Below are 15540 nucleotides of genomic sequence, written 5' to 3' on the forward strand. Positions count from 1 at the left end.
TCGGGGCGAAGCTGCCCCGTTTATTCCTTGACGAACAAGGTGACCAACGGCTCGTCGCCCACCTGGCGGCTCCAATGGCCGTGTACCTTGGAGTCGAATGCCGCCCCTTCCGGCAGCACATCGGCAGAATAGAAATGCTCGCCCGCCCTGAAAATCCGCGAACTACCGTCCTGCAACCCGATCTCCATCGCGCCTGACAATACGAACAGCCACTGCGGCTTTTCAGTGCAATGAAACTGGCTGCGGAAGCCTACGGGACTCTGGCGCAACTGGCAGCCGGTGGCTGGGAGAATCTGGGAAAGGCGCGCTTCCGGCTTGCCCTCGGTCAGTTCGACCGTTTCCTCGCGAAATTTTGCATAGCCGTCGGTATCGGTATAGAGCACGACTTTGGTAAACGCAGCCATTTGATTTGTTTCCTAAAGAATTGAGCCGTTGCAGACTCACTCAGGCATTGACCTGCAGCGTCATGCCGATGTCTTGCCAATACGCAATTTCGGCAGCGAGTGCGGCATCGGTCAAAGGGTTGTCGGCCAGCCAGGCCTCGTCCACGCTCAGCTTGTAGCCATTGTCACCCCACTGCAGCCTGACTTTCGGCAAATCGACATCCATATGGTTGCGATGGAACAGTACGGCAAGGCGCAGCGCCAGGATCATGGCGAGATGATCGGGGTCATGGGATAACGTGGGCAGCTTGTTCAGCGAGCGGCGCTGCGCACGTACCAGCATGCCGATCATTTGTTGGTCCATGCGAGAAAAGCCGGGCATATCGGCGTTCTCGATGATGTAGGCCGAATGCTTGTGATAGCCGGAATGTGCAATGGAAATACCGATTTCGTGCAATCGGGCGGTCCATCCCAGATATTGACGCGCAACTTCCCGCTCCATTTCCAGCTTGTGTTCGATCTGCTTCAGCAAGCCCTGAGCCAGCGCATTGACGCGGGTCGCCTGCGGCCCATCAACATGATAGCGCCGCTTGAACTGCCGCACCGTTGCTTCGCGCGTGTCCTGATGTTGAATACGGCCCAGCAGCTCGTATAGCACGCCTTCACGCAACGCACCGTTGGCGACGGTCATGCGCTCGATGCCGAGCTCGGCAAAGGCCGCGGACATGATGGAAAAACCGCCGGGCAGTACGGGCGCGCGTTCAGAAGATAGGCCGGGCAAATCCAGCTTGCGCAGATCCTTGGCTCGCAGCAGGGCGTTCTTCAGCTCGGCCAGACCGGTGCGCGTAATGGCGCCGTCCGACCAGCCGTTGAGCCGGAGGATTTCACCCAACGCCCGGGCTGAGCCGGACGAGCCGATGGCTTCGCCCCAATGTCCTGCAGAAAATTCCCGGCGGATGCCCTGGATTTCCGAACGTGCGGCAATTTCTGCACGGCGCAGGTTGCCTTCGGACAATTTGCCGTCGGCGAAATACCTCATGCTGTAGCTCACGCAGCCCATGTACAGGCTTTCCATCTTCTGCGGCTCGAAATTCTGGCCGACGATGAATTCCGTCGAACCGCCGCCGATGTCGATGACAAGACGAGGATCGGCAGACGGCGGCAAACCGTGCGAAACACCGATGAAGATCATCCGCGCCTCTTCGCGCCCAGCGATGATTTCGATGGGAAAACCCAGCGCATCCTGCGCTCGCTCCAGCAGTTCGCGGGCGTTCTTGGCAACACGAAAAGTATTGGTCGCCACGGCTCGCACCGCATGCGGGTCGACACCGCGCAAACGCTCGCCAAATCGACTGAGGCAGTCAATGGCGCGCTGCATGACTTCTGGGGAGAGGGTTTTATCGGGATTGAGCCCTGCGCCAAGGCGAACCATTTCGCGCAGGGAGTCGTGCATGAACAACTGGCCGTCTACCACGCGCGCCATTTGCAGGCGGAAACTGTTGGAGCCGAGATCGACGGCGGCAATTTCTGAGAATGTCGGCTGTGCGGAGGGCTTCAAAATATCCTTCTTTGTCTACAGCATGCAGATGCCGGGAGGCATCATGACAGGACGGGAAACTGCCCTGTCCGGATTCAAGGTCAGCGCAGGGCTTCCTTTTCCATTTCCTGCACGGTGGTGTGGCGCACGTCCTTGCCTTTGACCATGTACACCACGTATTCGGCGATGTTCTTGGCGTGGTCGCCCATGCGCTCGATGGCCTTGGCGATGAACATGATTTCCAACGACATCGAGATGGTACGCGGGTCTTCCAGCATGAAGGTAATCAGCTGGCGCGTGACAGCGCGGAAATCGTCGTCCACCTGCATGTCCTGGCGCGCCACTTCGACGGTGCGGCTGACGTCGAGGCGGGCAAAAGCATCCAAAGCAATGCGCAGCATCTCGCACACTTGCAGGCACATTGCCTTGATTTCGTTGAAGCGAGGCGTGTACAGGCGATCCGATTCGTAGATCTTGTTGGCGACACGGGCGATCTTGGTGGCTTCGTCGCCGATACGTTCCAGGTCGGTGATGGTTTTCACCATCATCATGATCATGCGCAAGTCGCCTGCAGTCGGCTGGCGACGCGCGATGATGGTGGTGCAAGCCTCGTCAACCGCGACTTCGAGCGCATTGATCGCGTGATCGCGTTCGACGACCTGGTTGGCGAGGGGAACGTTGGCTTCCAGCAAGGCGTCGATCGCGTTGACAATCTGCTCCTCCACCATGCCACCCATTTGCAGCACTTTGGCACGTACCGCTTCCAGCTCAGCATCGTATTGTTTGAAGGTATGTTCGGATTGCATCAGGAAACTCCTTGCCTGGTATCGGAAATCACCAGTTTATTGCACCTGTATGAAAGTATTATGACTTGGTGATGGTCTTCACGCCGTCATCGGTTGCCAGCAACAACACATTAGCCGGACGAGCGGCGAACAGACCGTTGGTCACCACGCCTACGATCTGGTTGATCTGCGCTTCCATCTCGACCGGGTTAAGAATGGTTAGACCGTGCACGTCCAAAATGAGGTTGCCGTTATCGGTGGTGAAATCGCGCAGCTTGGGCTGACCGCCGAGCTTGACCAGTTCGCGTGCCACATGGCTGCGTGCCATCGGCAGCACTTCAACCGGCAGTGGGAACTTGCCCAAAACCGGCACCAGCTTGGTCTGGTCGCAAATGCAGATGAACTTCTGTGCCACGGCTGCCACGATCTTCTCGCGGGTCAATGCACCGCCACCACCCTTCAGCATGTGCATGTGTTCGGTGATTTCGTCCGCGCCGTCGACGTAGATTTCGAGGTCGCCGGGGCTGACGTCGTTCAGGTCGAGCACTTCGATGCCATGGTTACGCAGGCGCTGAGCCGTTGCTTCCGAGCTTGCCACGGCGCCGTCGATCTTACTCTTGACCTTGGCCAGCTCTTCAATGAAAAAGTTGGCAGTGGAACCGGTACCCACGCCGATGATGCCGCCCTTGACATATTCGGCAGCCTTTTTGGCCACGGCCTGCTTGAGTTCGTCTTGTGATGCCATGTAGTGCTCCTAAATTCTTTATAATTGCCCGAATCCTCAATAATACACGCGCCATTCGCTGATGAAAAACGATTACCTGGAAAAAATCCTGACCGCCCGCGTCTACGACGTTGCGGTGGAAACCCCGCTGGAAGAGGCTTCCAATCTGTCGCGCCGCATCAACAACCGCATCCTGTTGAAGCGCGAAGACATGCAGCCGGTGTTTTCGTTCAAGATTCGCGGCGCGTACAACAAAATGGCCAAGCTCACCGAAGCGCAGCGTAAGCGCGGCGTGATCTGCGCCTCGGCCGGCAACCATGCGCAAGGCGTGGCGCTTTCTGCCAAAAAACTGGGTTGTCGCGCCGTCATCGTGATGCCGACCACCACGCCGCAAATCAAGGTCGATGCCGTAGCGCGACGCGGCGGAGAAGTCGTGCTCGCAGGCGACTCCTACGACGAAGCCAGCGCGCATGCCCACATGCTGGAAAAGCGCGAAAAGCTGACCTATGTGCATCCGTTCGACGACCCGGAAGTGATTGCCGGGCAGGGCACCATCGGCATGGAAATCCTGCGCCAGCATCCCGATCCCATCCATGCGGTGTTTTGCTGCGTGGGGGGCGGCGGCCTGATCTCGGGGGTGGCGGCTTACATCAAGCGCCTGCGCCCAGAGATCAAGATCATCGGCGTGGAAGCGACTGACGCCGATGCGATGAACCGCTCTCTCAATGCCGGTAAGCGCGTTCAGCTCGACCAGGTCGGCCTGTTTGCCGACGGTGCCGCGGTCAAGCTGGTAGGCGAGGAGACTTTCCGGCTCTGCCAGGAATACGTGGACGAGATGATCCTGGTCGATACCGATGAAATCTGCGCCGCGATCAAGGATGTGTTCGAGGACACCCGCTCCATCCTGGAACCGGCCGGCGCACTCGCCATTGCCGGCGCCAAGGAATACGCCAAGCGCCACAAGCTCAAGGACAAGACGCTGATCGCCGTCGCCTCGGGCGCTAACATGAATTTCGACCGCCTGCGCCATGTAGCCGAACGCGCCGAACTGGGCGAACAGCGCGAGGCGGTGCTGGCGGTGACGATCCCCGAAACGCCGGGCAGCTTCAAGAAGTTCTGCGCTTTGCTGGGCTCGCGCAACATCACAGAATTCAACTACCGCTATTCCGATGCCACCGCCGCGCACGTCTTTGCCGGTGTACAGGTTTCCAATCGTGCCGAAGCCGCCAAGATCGTGGAAAGCCTGAAAAAGCATGATCTCGCCGCCATCGATCTCACCGACGACGAAATGGCCAAGCTACACATCCGGCATTTGGTCGGCGGTCACGCGCCGGGGGTCACGGATGAGCTGATCTACCGCTTCGAATTCCCCGAACGCCCGGGCGCCTTGATGCGCTTCCTGGATAGCATGAGTGCGGGCTGGAACATCAGCCTGTTCCACTACCGCAATCATGGCGCGGATTACGGTCGCGTACTGGTCGGCATGCAGGTGCCGAAAGGGGAGAAAAAAGCCTTCCAGGAATTCCTGGACAAGCTGGGCTATATCTACTGGGACGAAAGCAAGAACCCGGCGTACAAACTCTTCCTGGGTTAAGGGACTGTAGCGCAGGCGGCCTCGCCTGCAGCAACGGTCGTATTGAGGACGATTGGCTAGAATGAATCGGCTTACTTTGAATGCAGGCAAGGCCTTCTGCGCTAGAGTTCGCCGCCCTCGAAAATGCCTGTGGGTTTGCCGTCCAGGCTGACCTGGTTCTTCTTTTCCCAATACTCCGCAATCCCGTCTGGGCCTTTCTTGTCGGCCCAGCCGATCAACTCCTGGCGCTGGCCCTTGAAGTCGAACAATGGCACCGCCATGCCGCACGAAGTCTGCACCAGCTCGATATCCAAAATGAAAATCTGCCGAGCGCCAGGCAGGTCGCCGAAATGCGAAAGCCATGCCGACCAGTCTTCTTCCCGTGGATGAATAACCCGCGCCTTGCCGTACAACCGCAGGATCATGGGGCGCCCGGTAAAGGCGCAGAACATCAAGGTCATGCGGCCGTTTTCGAGTACATGCGCCGCCGTTTCGTTGCCGCTGCCCGTGACATTCAGCCAGACCACAGTCTTGGGACCTAACACCCGCAGAGTATCCAGCCCCTTGGGCGACACATTCACATGCCCTTCCGCAGGCGCCGAGGCCACAAAGAACATGTTTTGCTCCCAGATGAAACGGGTCAGATCGGGCGTTAACTCACTATACCGCTGACCCATGTCTACCCCTTACTTGAGCTTGTCGAGAATGATTTCCCAGTCGCGCGGATCGACCGGCGTGATGGAAAGGCGATTGCCTTTTTGGAGGATGCGGAGGTTGGCAAGTTCCGGCGTGTCGCGCAGCTCCTTGAGACTGAGCAGCCTCGTCTTGCGCACCAGTTTCACGTCCACGTTGAACCACCGCGGGCTTTCCTGCGTGGCCTTGGGATCGAAATACTTGTGGCCTTCGATGAACTGCGTGCGATCCGGATAGGCCAGCCTGCTTACTTCGGCAATCCCGGCAATTCCCGGTTCATCGCAATTGGAGTGGTAGAACAGCACGCCGTCGCCCACCTGCATCTGGTCCCGCATGAAATTGCGCGCCTGGTAATTGCGCACGCCGTACCAGTCCACAGTCTGGTTGGGAAATGACGCCAGATCGTCAATCGAGACGTCCGACGGTTCCGATTTCATGAGCCAGTAGCGCATGGCAATCCTTACTCGATACCGGCCGGGGCCTTGGTGTGCCAATCCGTCGCCTGCTGGAAGGCGTGACCGATCCCCAGCATGCGCGATTCGCTGAAGTAGTTGCCGATGATCTGCAAGCCGACGGGCAGGCCATTCGAGAACCCAGCCGGGATGCTCATGCCGGGCAGGCCCGCCAGGTTGACGGCGATGGTGTAAAGGTCTTCCAGGTACATCTGTACCGGGTCGCTGGTCTTTTCGCCCACCTTGAATGCAGTGCCAGGTGCAGCCGGACCCATGATGACGTCGCAATGCTTGAAGGCTTCCTCGAAATCCTGCGCGATGAGGCGGCGGATTTTCTGGGCCTTGAGGTAATAAGCGTCGTAGTAGCCGGCGGAGAGCACATAGGTGCCGATCATGATGCGGCGCTTGACCTCGGCGCCGAAGCCCTGGGCACGGGTCTTGGAGTACATGTCCAGCAGATCGGTATATTCCGGTGCGCGATAGCCGTAGCGCACGCCGTCGAAGCGCGACAGGTTGCTCGAAGCTTCCGCGGGCGCCAGCACGTAGTAAACAGGAATAGAGAGGCGCGTGTTGGGCAGGCTGATCTCGACGGTTTCCGCGCCCAGCTTGCGGTATTGGTCGATGGCTTCCTGCACGGCTTGCGCCACACCGGCATCGAGGCCTTCGGCAAAGTATTCCTTGGGCAGGCCGATCTTGAGGCCGGCCAGCGGTTTGTCGAGATCGCGTGTGTAATCTTCATTTTCGCGCTGCAAACTGGTGGAATCGCGCTGATCGAAGCCGGCCATGACGTTCATCATGAGCGCTAGGTCTTCGGCCGATTTCGCCATCGGGCCTGCTTGATCGAGGCTGGAAGCGAACGCGATCATGCCGTAGCGCGAGCACACGCCGTAGGTAGGCTTCAGGCCGGAAAGACCGCACAACGAGGCTGGTTGACGGATGGAGCCGCCGGTGTCAGTGCCGGTAGCAGCCGGTGCCAGGCGCGCCGCTACGGCTGCGGCCGAACCGCCCGAGCTGCCGCCGGGGACGCGTTCGCGATCCCAGGGGTTTTTTACCTTGCCGAAGTAAGACGTTTCGTTAGAAGACCCCATGGCGAACTCGTCCATGTTGGTCTTGCCGAGATTGACGGCGCCCGCACGATTGAACTGTTCGACGATATGAGCGTCATACGGCGCGACGAAGTTGCCCAGCATCTTGGAGCCGCAAGTCGTGATCCAATCCTTGGCGCAGAAAATATCCTTTTGCGCGATGGGAACGCCGGTCAATGGGCCGGTTTCGCCCTTGGCGATGCGCTCATCGGCAGCACGGGCCTGAGCCAGGCTTTTCTCAGCATCGACGGTGATGTAGGCGTTGATGTCGGGGTTGAGCCGTTCGATGCGGTCGAGGTAGAGCTGCGTTAGCTCAACGCTGGAAATTTTCTTGGCGGCAAGCGCGGCCGCGAGGTCTTTCAGACTTGCGTGGATCATGATAGGCGGTATTATTCGATGACTTTGGGAACGAGGTAGAGACCGTTTTCCACGGCCGGCGCGATGGACTGGAACAGTTCGCGCTGGTTGGTTGACGTGACCACATCGTCTCGCAAACGCTGCGTCAGGTCCTGCGAGTGCGACATGGGTTCTATGCCGGCGGTATCGACCGCTTGCATTTCCTCGATCAGCCCCAAGATGCCGGAAAGCTGCTTTAGCGTGGATTGCGCCTCATCGTCGCCGATTTCAATACGAGCAAGATGGGCAATGCGTTTTACGTCGTCGGTTGTCAGTGACATAGCTTAATTTTCAAGGCAATATCCGGTATTATATCCCGATTTGCTAACGCCCCCTAAACGGTGCCCCACCTGCGCCGCAACGACCCAGGATTTATCAGATGTTAGGTTTCCTAAGCAGTTATTTTTCCAATGATCTCGCCATCGACCTCGGCACCGCCAACACGCTGATTTACGTGCGCGGCAAAGGCATCGTGCTCGACGAGCCCTCGGTTGTCGCCATCCGCACCGAAGGTGGTCCGGCCGGCAAGAAAACCATTCTCGCCGTCGGCGCGGAAGCCAAGCGCATGCTGGGCAAGGCCCCGGCCTCGATCCAGGCGATTCGCCCGATGAAGGACGGCGTGATCGCCGACTTCACCATCACCGAGCAGATGCTCAAGTACTTCATCCGCAAGGTGCACGAATCGCGCATGTTCTCGCCAAACCCGCGCATCATCATTTGCGTGCCTTACGGTTCTACCCAGGTGGAACGCCGCGCGATTCGCGAATCCGCCATCGGCGCAGGTGCCCGCCAAGTGTTCCTGATCGAGGAGCCGATGGCGGCCGCCATCGGCGCAGACCTGCCCGTGGCCGATGCGACCGGCTCCATGGTCGTGGACATCGGTGGCGGCACGACGGAAGTCGGCGTGATCTCGCTGGGCGGCGTCGTCTACGCCAAGTCCGAACGCGTCGGCGGCGATCGCTTCGACGAAGCGATCATCGACTACATCCGCCGCAACTACGGCATGCAGATTTCTGAGCCGACTGCCGAACTGATCAAGAAGAACATCGGCTCCGCCTTCCCGGGCAGCGAAGTCAAGGAAATGGAAGTCACCGGCCGCAACCTGGCTGAAGGCCTGCCGCGCAAGTTCACCATTTCCAGCAATGAAATCCTGGAAGCACTCACCGCACCGCTCAACAGCATCGTCGGCGCCGTGAAATCAGCACTGGAACAAACCCCGCCTGAACTGGGCGCCGATATCGCCGAGCGAGGCATGGTGCTTACCGGGGGCGGCGCACTGCTACGCGATCTCGACATCCTGCTCAAGGAAGAAACCGGCTTGCCGGTCATCGTCGCCGAAGACCCGCTCACCTGCGTGGCACGCGGCAGCGGCCGTGCGCTGGAAGAAATGGACAAGCTGGGCAACGTATTTGCCTATGAGTAAGACGTCGATCGGTTTTCAGCCGCCAGCAGCCTTGTTGCTGATGACTGAAAGCTGACCACGCCCGATGGAACACCAGCAGACCAACTTTTTCGTCCGCGGCCCCAGCCCTCTCGCACGCCTCACCTTTTTCGCGGCGGTTTCGCTGGTTTTGATGGTGGTCGATGCTCGCTTGCATTACCTGGGTGAAGTCCGTCAGGGCTTCGCCACGCTGCTGCACCCGCTGGAAATCATCGCCACCAGCCCGGTTCGGCTTTATCGCAGCATCCAGGACCATTTCACCACCGTCGAGTCGCTCAACCAGGAAACACAAGTCCTGCGCGACAAGACCGCGCGCCTGGCCGTCGACCTCCAGCGACTGCCCTCCCTGCAAGCCGAAAACGACCATTTACGGCAACTGCTCGAGGCGCGCCAAGCCATGCAGCAGCCAGCGCGCATGGCTGAAATCCTCCACGTCAGCCGCGACCCGTTCGCCCAGCGCATCATCGTCAACCTCGGTAGCCAGCAGGGCGTGCTTGCCGGCCAGGCCGCGGTGGATGGCGCAGGCGTCATCGGGCAAGTCACCCGCGCCTACCCTTTCTCGAGCGAGATCACCCTGATTACCGACCGCGAACTGGCCGTGCCGGTGCAAGTGGAACGCAACGGCCTACGCGCCATTGCATTCGGCCATGGGCGCGACAACATGCTGGACTTGCCTTATCTGCCGGTAAATGTGGACATTCACGAAGGCGATAAGCTGGTCACATCAGGCATAGACGGGACTTATCCCGTGGGTCTGGCGGTCGCCATCGTGAAAAAGGTCGAGCGCAATGTCGATTCGCCCTTTGCCCATATCATTTGCGTACCCACTGCTGGCACAGACCGTCATCGCCAGGTGTTGATCCTCACCACCATGCCGTCCGCCGCGATTCCGCTGGACGAACCCCATCCCCTCCCGAAGAAGAAGGAATCCCGACACCATGCGCCCCGTTAGTGTCGGCCAGGTCTATGGCTCGCTGTTCGCCGGGCTCATGCTCTACATGTTGCCCTGGGCTGGGTTCGGGCTGATGCTGCGGCCGGACTTCGTGCTGCTGGTACTGTTGTACTGGCTGATTCGCACGCCGCATTTGTGCAACATCGGTACGGCGTGGTTCATGGGCATGCTGGTGGATTTGGCTGGCGGCGACCTGTTCGGCCAACACGCACTGGCTTATGTCGTGCCCGCGTTCGTCGCGGTGTACTACCAACGTCGTGTCACGCTGTTCACGCGTTGGCAGCAACTGGGCTTCGTCTTCGGCCTGCTGGTGATCGCCCAAGTCGTGCTGCTGATCCTCAAGTTGTTCAGTGGCAGCGAAGTGCCGGAATGGAGTTATCTGTTGTCCAGCGTTTCCGGCATCCTGCTGTGGCAACTGGTGATCTACTCCAAAATCAAGGTGACCGGCGAGCGCGAAGCGTGAAGTCGTCCGAACTCAGGAATCCGCAGCGCGAGCAACACCAGTTCCGTCTCCGTTTGGGGGTGGCAGCGGCCATGGTACTCGTATGCTTCTCCATTTTGCTGGCACGCCTGTTCCACTTGCAGGTGCTGCGCTACGACCACTACCAGACGCTGGCTGAAAACAACCGCATTTCGCTAGTCCCAATCGTCCCCAATCGCGGCCTGATCCTCGACCGTAAGGGCGTCGTGCTCGCCCACAATTTCTTCGCCTATACGCTGGAAATCACGCCTTCCAAGGTCGACGACGTTGAAAAAACCGTCAACGACATCAGCAAGATCATCGAAATCACGCCGAACGATCGCAAGCAGTTCAAGAAATTCCGCGACCAGAGCCACAATTTCGAGAGTATTCCGCTGCGCACCCATCTGACCGAAACTGAAGCGGCGCTGTTCGCGGTCAACCGCTATCGTTTTCCCGGTGTCGAGATCAAGTCCCGCCTGTTCCGCCATTACCCGCAAGGGGCCATGGGCGCGCATATCCTCGGCTACATCAGCCGCATCAACGACGCCGACCTCAAGATGCTGGACAAGAGCGGCGACATCTCGAACTACAAGGGCTCGGACCACATCGGTAAATCAGGCCTGGAACAAAGCTACGAGCGCCAGCTGCACGGCACCACCGGCTTTCAGCAAGTGGAGATCGATGCAGACGGCCATGCGGTGCGTGTGCTGTCCAGCACAGCGCCCATTCCCGGCGACAACCTGGTGCTTTCCATCGACAGCAAGATGCAAGACATTGCGGAAAAAGCCTTCGGTGAACACCGTGGCGCCTTGGTCGCGATCAATCCTACCAACGGCGAAATCCTGGCCTATGCCAGCATGCCGACCTTCGATCCCAACCTGTTCGTGGACGGTATCGATTCGGAAAACTGGAAGGCGCTCAACGAATCGCTCGACAAGCCCTTGATCAATCGCCCACTCAAGGGGATTTACCCGCCGGGTTCGACCTTCAAGCCCTTCGTCGCGATGGCGGGGCTGGAGAACGGCAAGCGCGAACCGCCTTATTCCGTGCCCGATCCCGGCTACTTCATGCTGCCGGGCAGTACCCACAAATACCGCGACTGGAAACCCGGAGGTCATGGGCAGGTCGATGTACGCCGTGCCATTACGGTCTCTTGCGACACGTTTTTCTACGGCCTTGCGCTCGACCTCGGCATCGACCGGCTCGCTGGATTTTTGACGCATTTCGGCTTCGGCCAGAAAACCGGCATCGATATCGAAGGCGAACGCAGCGGCCTCTTGCCGACACCGGCCTGGAAAGCCAAGCGCTGGAAACAGAAGTGGTTCCCCGGCGAAACCGTCATTACCGGCATCGGCCAGGGTTACACGCTAGTGACTCCGCTCCAGCTCGCGTACGCCACGGCCATTCTCGCCAACAACGGTGCCGCCGTGAAGCCGCACTTCGTCACCAGCATCCAGGAAAGCCGCTCCGGCGTGACGCGCCCGGTTCCCATTCAAACTGTCGACAAACTTAACCTGAACCCGGAGCATCTCGATCTGGTCAGAGCGGGCATGGTCGACGTGACCAAGCCCGGCGGTACAGCCGCAAGCGTAGGTGCCGGCGCCACCTACGATATTGCCGCCAAGACCGGGACGGCGCAGGTGGTAGGCATCAAGCAGGGCGAAAAGTACAACGCCAGCGCGCTCGACGAGCGCCATCGAGACCACGCTTTGTTCATTGCTTACGCACCGGCGGAAGACCCCAAGATCGCGGTCGCCGTCATTGTGGAAAACGGCGGTCACGGCGGTTCGGCCGCAGGCCCGATTGCGCGCCAAGTGATGGATTATTACCTGCTGGGCAAGGAACCCAACCAACCTGCTCCATTGGAATCGGAATCGGGAGACGCGCCGCATGATTGATATTTGGCTGAAAAAAGCGTTCGTCCACATCGACCGCTTTCTGCTGGGCATGCTGCTATTGGTGATTATGGTGGCCCTGTTCGTCCTGTATAGCGCCTCCGGTCAAAGTACCGATCAAGTGTTGCGCCAGATCATCAATCTGGGCGCGGCGCTTACCTTGATGTGGGTGGTGTCCCACATCCCGCCGCAGCGCCTCGAGAGCATTGCCGTGCCTGCCTACGTGCTGGGCTTGCTGCTGCTGGTTGGGGTCGCGTTGTTCGGTGATGTTAGCCATGGGGCACGTCGCTGGCTCAACCTGGGCGTGGCTCGTATCCAGCCATCTGAAGGCATGAAACTCGCCGTCCCGCTCATGCTGGCCTGGTACTTTGCGCGTCGTGAAGCCACGCTTCGCCTCGCTGATTACGGTATGGCAGCCATCCTGCTGGCCTTACCGTTAGGACTCATCGTCAAGCAGCCCGATCTCGGTACTGCGCTGCTCATCGGCGCGTCCGGGTTTTATGTGTTGTTCCTAGCGGGTTTGAGCTGGCGCATCATGGGCGGCCTGGCGGTCATCATCGGCGCGCTCATCCCCATCGTGTGGCCGTTGCTGCACGATTACCAGCGCAAGCGCGTGCTGATTCTGCTCGACCCCAGCCAAGACCCACTGGGCGCCGGCTACCACACCATCCAGGCCATGATCGCGCTGGGTTCCGGCGGTTTTGCGGGCAAGGGTTGGCTGCACGGCACGCAGGCCCAGCTCGACTTTTTACCGGAACGTCATACCGACTTCATCTTTGCGGTGTTCGGCGAAGAGTTCGGATTATTGGGGATTTCATTATTGATGCTCTTGTTCCTCGCCATCATCGCCCGCGGTCTCGTCATTGCGGCCAATGCGCAGAACATGTTCAGCCGGTTGCTGGCGGGCAGCATCACCTTGACCTTCTTCACCTACGCCTTCGTCAACATGGGCATGGTGAGCGGCATCCTGCCCGTGGTCGGCGTACCGCTACCCCTGATCAGCTACGGCGGCACCTCCTTGGTGACGCTGCTGCTTGGATTTGGTATTTTGATGAGTATTCAAACACATAAGAAGTTGGTGGCATCATGATCAAGCACCTCATCTGGGTCGTGAGCATATTGGTTCTCGCCGGTTGCGGCAGCATGGGCGGCATGTCCAATACCAAGCCGGAACCGGCATCGGTAGAGAAAAGCGGTAGCAAGGATGCCGCCACGGACAAGTCTGCCTCCGGCAAGCCTCGCAAGGGCGGCTATTATCTCGACGACGGCCCCATGGACGGCCCGCAACCGGATTTCGATGCCATTCCCGATGCCGTCCCGCGTGACGAACCCCTCATGGCGCGAGCCAACAAGCCTTATGCCGCCCTAGGCGTCAACTACACCCCCATGACTTCGTTCCAGCCTTACAAGGCACGGGGTGTGGCGACCTGGTACGGTAAGCGCTATCACGGCCAGAAAACCTCCACCGGCGAGGTCTATGACATGTTCGGCATGACCGCCGCGCATACCATCCTGCCGATCCCGAGTTATGTACGCGTCACCAACCCGGACAATGGCCGTTCAGTCATCGTCAGGGTCAACGATCGCGGTCCATTCAAGGACAATCGGCTGATCGACCTTTCCTATGCGGCAGCCCACAAACTGGGGCTGATTGGCAAGGGCAGCGGTATCGTCGAGGTCGAGCTGATCGACCCGCGACAACCGACTATCGCGACCGCCACACCCTTGAAATCCGACAAATCAGCCGCATCTGGAACATTCGTGCAGGTAGGTGCCTTTAAGCAGAAGGACAACGCCGATCAACTGCGCGACCGAATTTTGAACAGCGGCCTGCTTCAGGGAGGCAATGTGGAGAGCTGGTATAATGACGGCATCCACCGCGTCCGGCTCGGGCCATTCACCAATCGCGACGAAGCCGAACGCACCGCCTCGCAGCTCAAGCAGTCCCTGGGGCTCAACGCCGTCGTCACTAATCAATAACTTTTCGAGACCATGAAACGCACTCTTTCCATTCTGCTGATGGCGGCAACGCCTTTGCTGATGCCGCTGCCGTCGCTGGCCGACACCATTCCTCCGCCGCCGTCACTCGCTGCCAAGTCCTTCGTCCTGCGAGATTTCAGCAGCGACAACATCATCGCCCAGCAAGGTGCGCATGAACGCATCGAGCCGGCCTCGCTAACCAAATTGATGACGGCGTACCTGGTGTTCAAGGCCGTCAAGAACGGCCATCTCACGCTGACCCAACAGTTGCCGGTGAGCGTCAAGGCCTGGAAGGGCGGCGGCGCGGGCTGCGGCGGTGGCGCGGGTTCCTGCATGTTCATCGAGCCGAACAAGCCGGTCACGGTCGACGAACTGCTGCAAGGCATGATCATCATCTCGGGCAACGACGCCAGCGTGGCGCTTGCGGAAGGCATCGCCGTGACTGAAGAAGCCTTTGCCGACCTGATGAACAAGGAAGCAGCACGCCTCGGCATGAAGGACACTCACTTCGTCAACGCCACCGGCCTGCCCGACCCCAACCACTACACCTCGGCCTACGACCTGTCGCTGCTTTCCGAAGCGTTGATTCGCGACTATCCGAGCGAATACAAGCGTCTGTATGGCGTGAAGGAATACCGCTACCACAACATCACGCAGATGAACCGCAACCGCCTGTTGTGGATCGATCCGACCGTCGACGGCATGAAGACCGGTCATACGTCTTCCGCCGGCTATTGCCTGATCGCTTCGTCCAAGAAGGGCGACATGCGTCTGATTTCCGTGGTACTGGGCGCCCCGACCGACACAGCGCGCACGACCGAGAGCCAGAAGCTGCTGAATTACGGCTTCCAGTTCTATGAAAGTCGCATGATGTACAAGCAGGGCCAGACCATCAGCAATCTCAAGGTGTGGAAGGGCAGCGACAACACGCTGGCCGCCACGGTCGACAGCGATTTGGCGTTGACCTATCCCAAGAGCACCTACAGCCAGATCAAGGCCAGCGTCACCAGCATGCAACCGTTGATCGCGCCGGTCGCCAAGGGCCAGGTGGTGGGCAAGATTCAATTCACCCTGGACGGCAAGGTGATCGAGGAACGCAACCTGGTAGCAGCCAAGGAAGTGCCGGTTGCCGGCATCTTCGGTCGCTTGTGGGACACCCTAAAGCTCAAGTTCCACTAAGT

At 59.3% G+C, this 15540-nt stretch carries 16 protein-coding genes; 8 read left to right on the top strand and 8 right to left on the bottom strand.

Annotated features, from left to right (window positions below; genetic code table 11):
• Positions 1–20 precede the first annotated feature (20 nt).
• The 4 genes from NMK_RS06285 to rpiA all read right to left on the bottom strand — a co-directional run bounded on the left by NMK_RS06285 (position 21) and on the right by rpiA (position 3450).
• The gene (locus NMK_RS06285) at positions 21–404 is read right to left on the bottom strand and encodes a cupin domain-containing protein (protein WP_109014890.1); all 384 of its coding nucleotides are present in this window, start codon (positions 402–404) and stop codon (positions 21–23) included.
• A 40-nt stretch (positions 405–444) separates the two neighbouring features.
• Positions 445–1941 (bottom strand): exopolyphosphatase, encoded by a 1497-nt coding sequence (ppx, locus tag NMK_RS06290; protein ID WP_227871389.1) that lies wholly within the window; start codon positions 1939–1941, stop codon positions 445–447.
• 80 nt (positions 1942–2021) lie between these two features.
• A complete protein-coding gene (gene phoU / locus NMK_RS06295; protein WP_109014891.1) occupies positions 2022–2726 on the bottom strand; it encodes a phosphate signaling complex protein PhoU in 705 nt (234 codons plus the stop codon).
• Positions 2727–2784: 58 nt separating this feature from the next.
• Positions 2785–3450: a ribose-5-phosphate isomerase RpiA gene (gene rpiA, locus NMK_RS06300; RefSeq protein WP_109014892.1), complete on the bottom strand. Its 666-nt coding sequence runs from the start codon at positions 3448–3450 to the stop codon at positions 2785–2787.
• A gap of 61 nt (positions 3451–3511) precedes the next feature.
• On the opposite strand from rpiA, the gene ilvA reads away from it, so the two are divergent.
• On the top strand, positions 3512–5023 hold the full coding sequence (gene ilvA / locus NMK_RS06305; RefSeq protein ID WP_109014893.1) for a threonine ammonia-lyase, biosynthetic: 1512 nt from the start codon (positions 3512–3514) through the stop codon (positions 5021–5023).
• A 101-nt stretch (positions 5024–5124) separates the two neighbouring features.
• Here the strand turns inward: ilvA and NMK_RS06310 are convergent, their stop codons facing one another.
• From NMK_RS06310 to gatC, 4 genes are read right to left on the bottom strand one after another with little or no spacing between them, the layout of a single operon-like run.
• Positions 5125–5679 carry a pyridoxamine 5'-phosphate oxidase family protein gene (locus NMK_RS06310; RefSeq protein WP_109014894.1) on the bottom strand — a complete coding sequence of 185 codons (555 nt, stop codon included), beginning with the start codon at positions 5677–5679 and terminating at the stop codon, positions 5125–5127.
• 9 nt (positions 5680–5688) lie between these two features.
• Positions 5689–6147 (bottom strand): EVE domain-containing protein, encoded by a 459-nt coding sequence (locus NMK_RS06315; RefSeq protein WP_109014895.1) that lies wholly within the window; start codon positions 6145–6147, stop codon positions 5689–5691.
• 8 nt (positions 6148–6155) lie between these two features.
• Positions 6156–7610, bottom strand: coding sequence for an Asp-tRNA(Asn)/Glu-tRNA(Gln) amidotransferase subunit GatA (gene gatA, locus NMK_RS06320; protein ID WP_109014896.1), 1455 nt, complete (start codon positions 7608–7610; stop codon positions 6156–6158).
• Positions 7611–7621: 11 nt separating this feature from the next.
• Positions 7622–7909, bottom strand: a complete 288-nt coding sequence (gene gatC / locus NMK_RS06325; protein ID WP_109014897.1) for an Asp-tRNA(Asn)/Glu-tRNA(Gln) amidotransferase subunit GatC — start codon at positions 7907–7909, stop codon at positions 7622–7624.
• Between the two features lie 98 nt (positions 7910–8007).
• On the opposite strand from gatC, the gene NMK_RS06330 reads away from it, so the two are divergent.
• From NMK_RS06330 to NMK_RS06360, 7 genes are all read left to right on the top strand, one after another.
• Entirely contained in the window at positions 8008–9051 is a 1044-nt protein-coding gene (locus NMK_RS06330) for a rod shape-determining protein (protein WP_109014898.1), read from the top strand.
• Positions 9052–9115: 64 nt separating this feature from the next.
• Positions 9116–10021 (top strand): rod shape-determining protein MreC, encoded by a 906-nt coding sequence (gene mreC, locus NMK_RS06335; RefSeq protein ID WP_109014899.1) that lies wholly within the window; start codon positions 9116–9118, stop codon positions 10019–10021.
• Positions 10008–10484, top strand: coding sequence for a rod shape-determining protein MreD (mreD, locus tag NMK_RS06340; RefSeq protein WP_109014900.1), 477 nt, complete (start codon positions 10008–10010; stop codon positions 10482–10484). Before mreC ends, mreD begins: the two co-directional genes overlap by 14 nt.
• Positions 10481–12382 (top strand): penicillin-binding protein 2, encoded by a 1902-nt coding sequence (gene mrdA / locus NMK_RS06345; protein WP_227871390.1) that lies wholly within the window; start codon positions 10481–10483, stop codon positions 12380–12382. Before mreD ends, mrdA begins: the two co-directional genes overlap by 4 nt.
• Entirely contained in the window at positions 12375–13469 is a 1095-nt protein-coding gene (gene rodA / locus NMK_RS06350; protein ID WP_109014902.1) for a rod shape-determining protein RodA, read from the top strand. The genes mrdA and rodA overlap by 8 nt, the downstream gene beginning before the upstream one ends.
• The gene (locus NMK_RS18955; RefSeq protein ID WP_305778752.1) at positions 13466–14359 is read left to right on the top strand and encodes a septal ring lytic transglycosylase RlpA family protein; all 894 of its coding nucleotides are present in this window, start codon (positions 13466–13468) and stop codon (positions 14357–14359) included. The genes rodA and NMK_RS18955 overlap by 4 nt, the downstream gene beginning before the upstream one ends.
• A gap of 12 nt (positions 14360–14371) precedes the next feature.
• Positions 14372–15538, top strand: coding sequence for a D-alanyl-D-alanine carboxypeptidase family protein (locus tag NMK_RS06360; protein ID WP_109014903.1), 1167 nt, complete (start codon positions 14372–14374; stop codon positions 15536–15538).
• Positions 15539–15540 lie beyond the last annotated feature (2 nt).

It is taken from the genome of Novimethylophilus kurashikiensis, from assembly GCF_003112435.1.
GTDB classification, from domain to species: domain Bacteria; phylum Pseudomonadota; class Gammaproteobacteria; order Burkholderiales; family Methylophilaceae; genus Novimethylophilus; species Novimethylophilus kurashikiensis.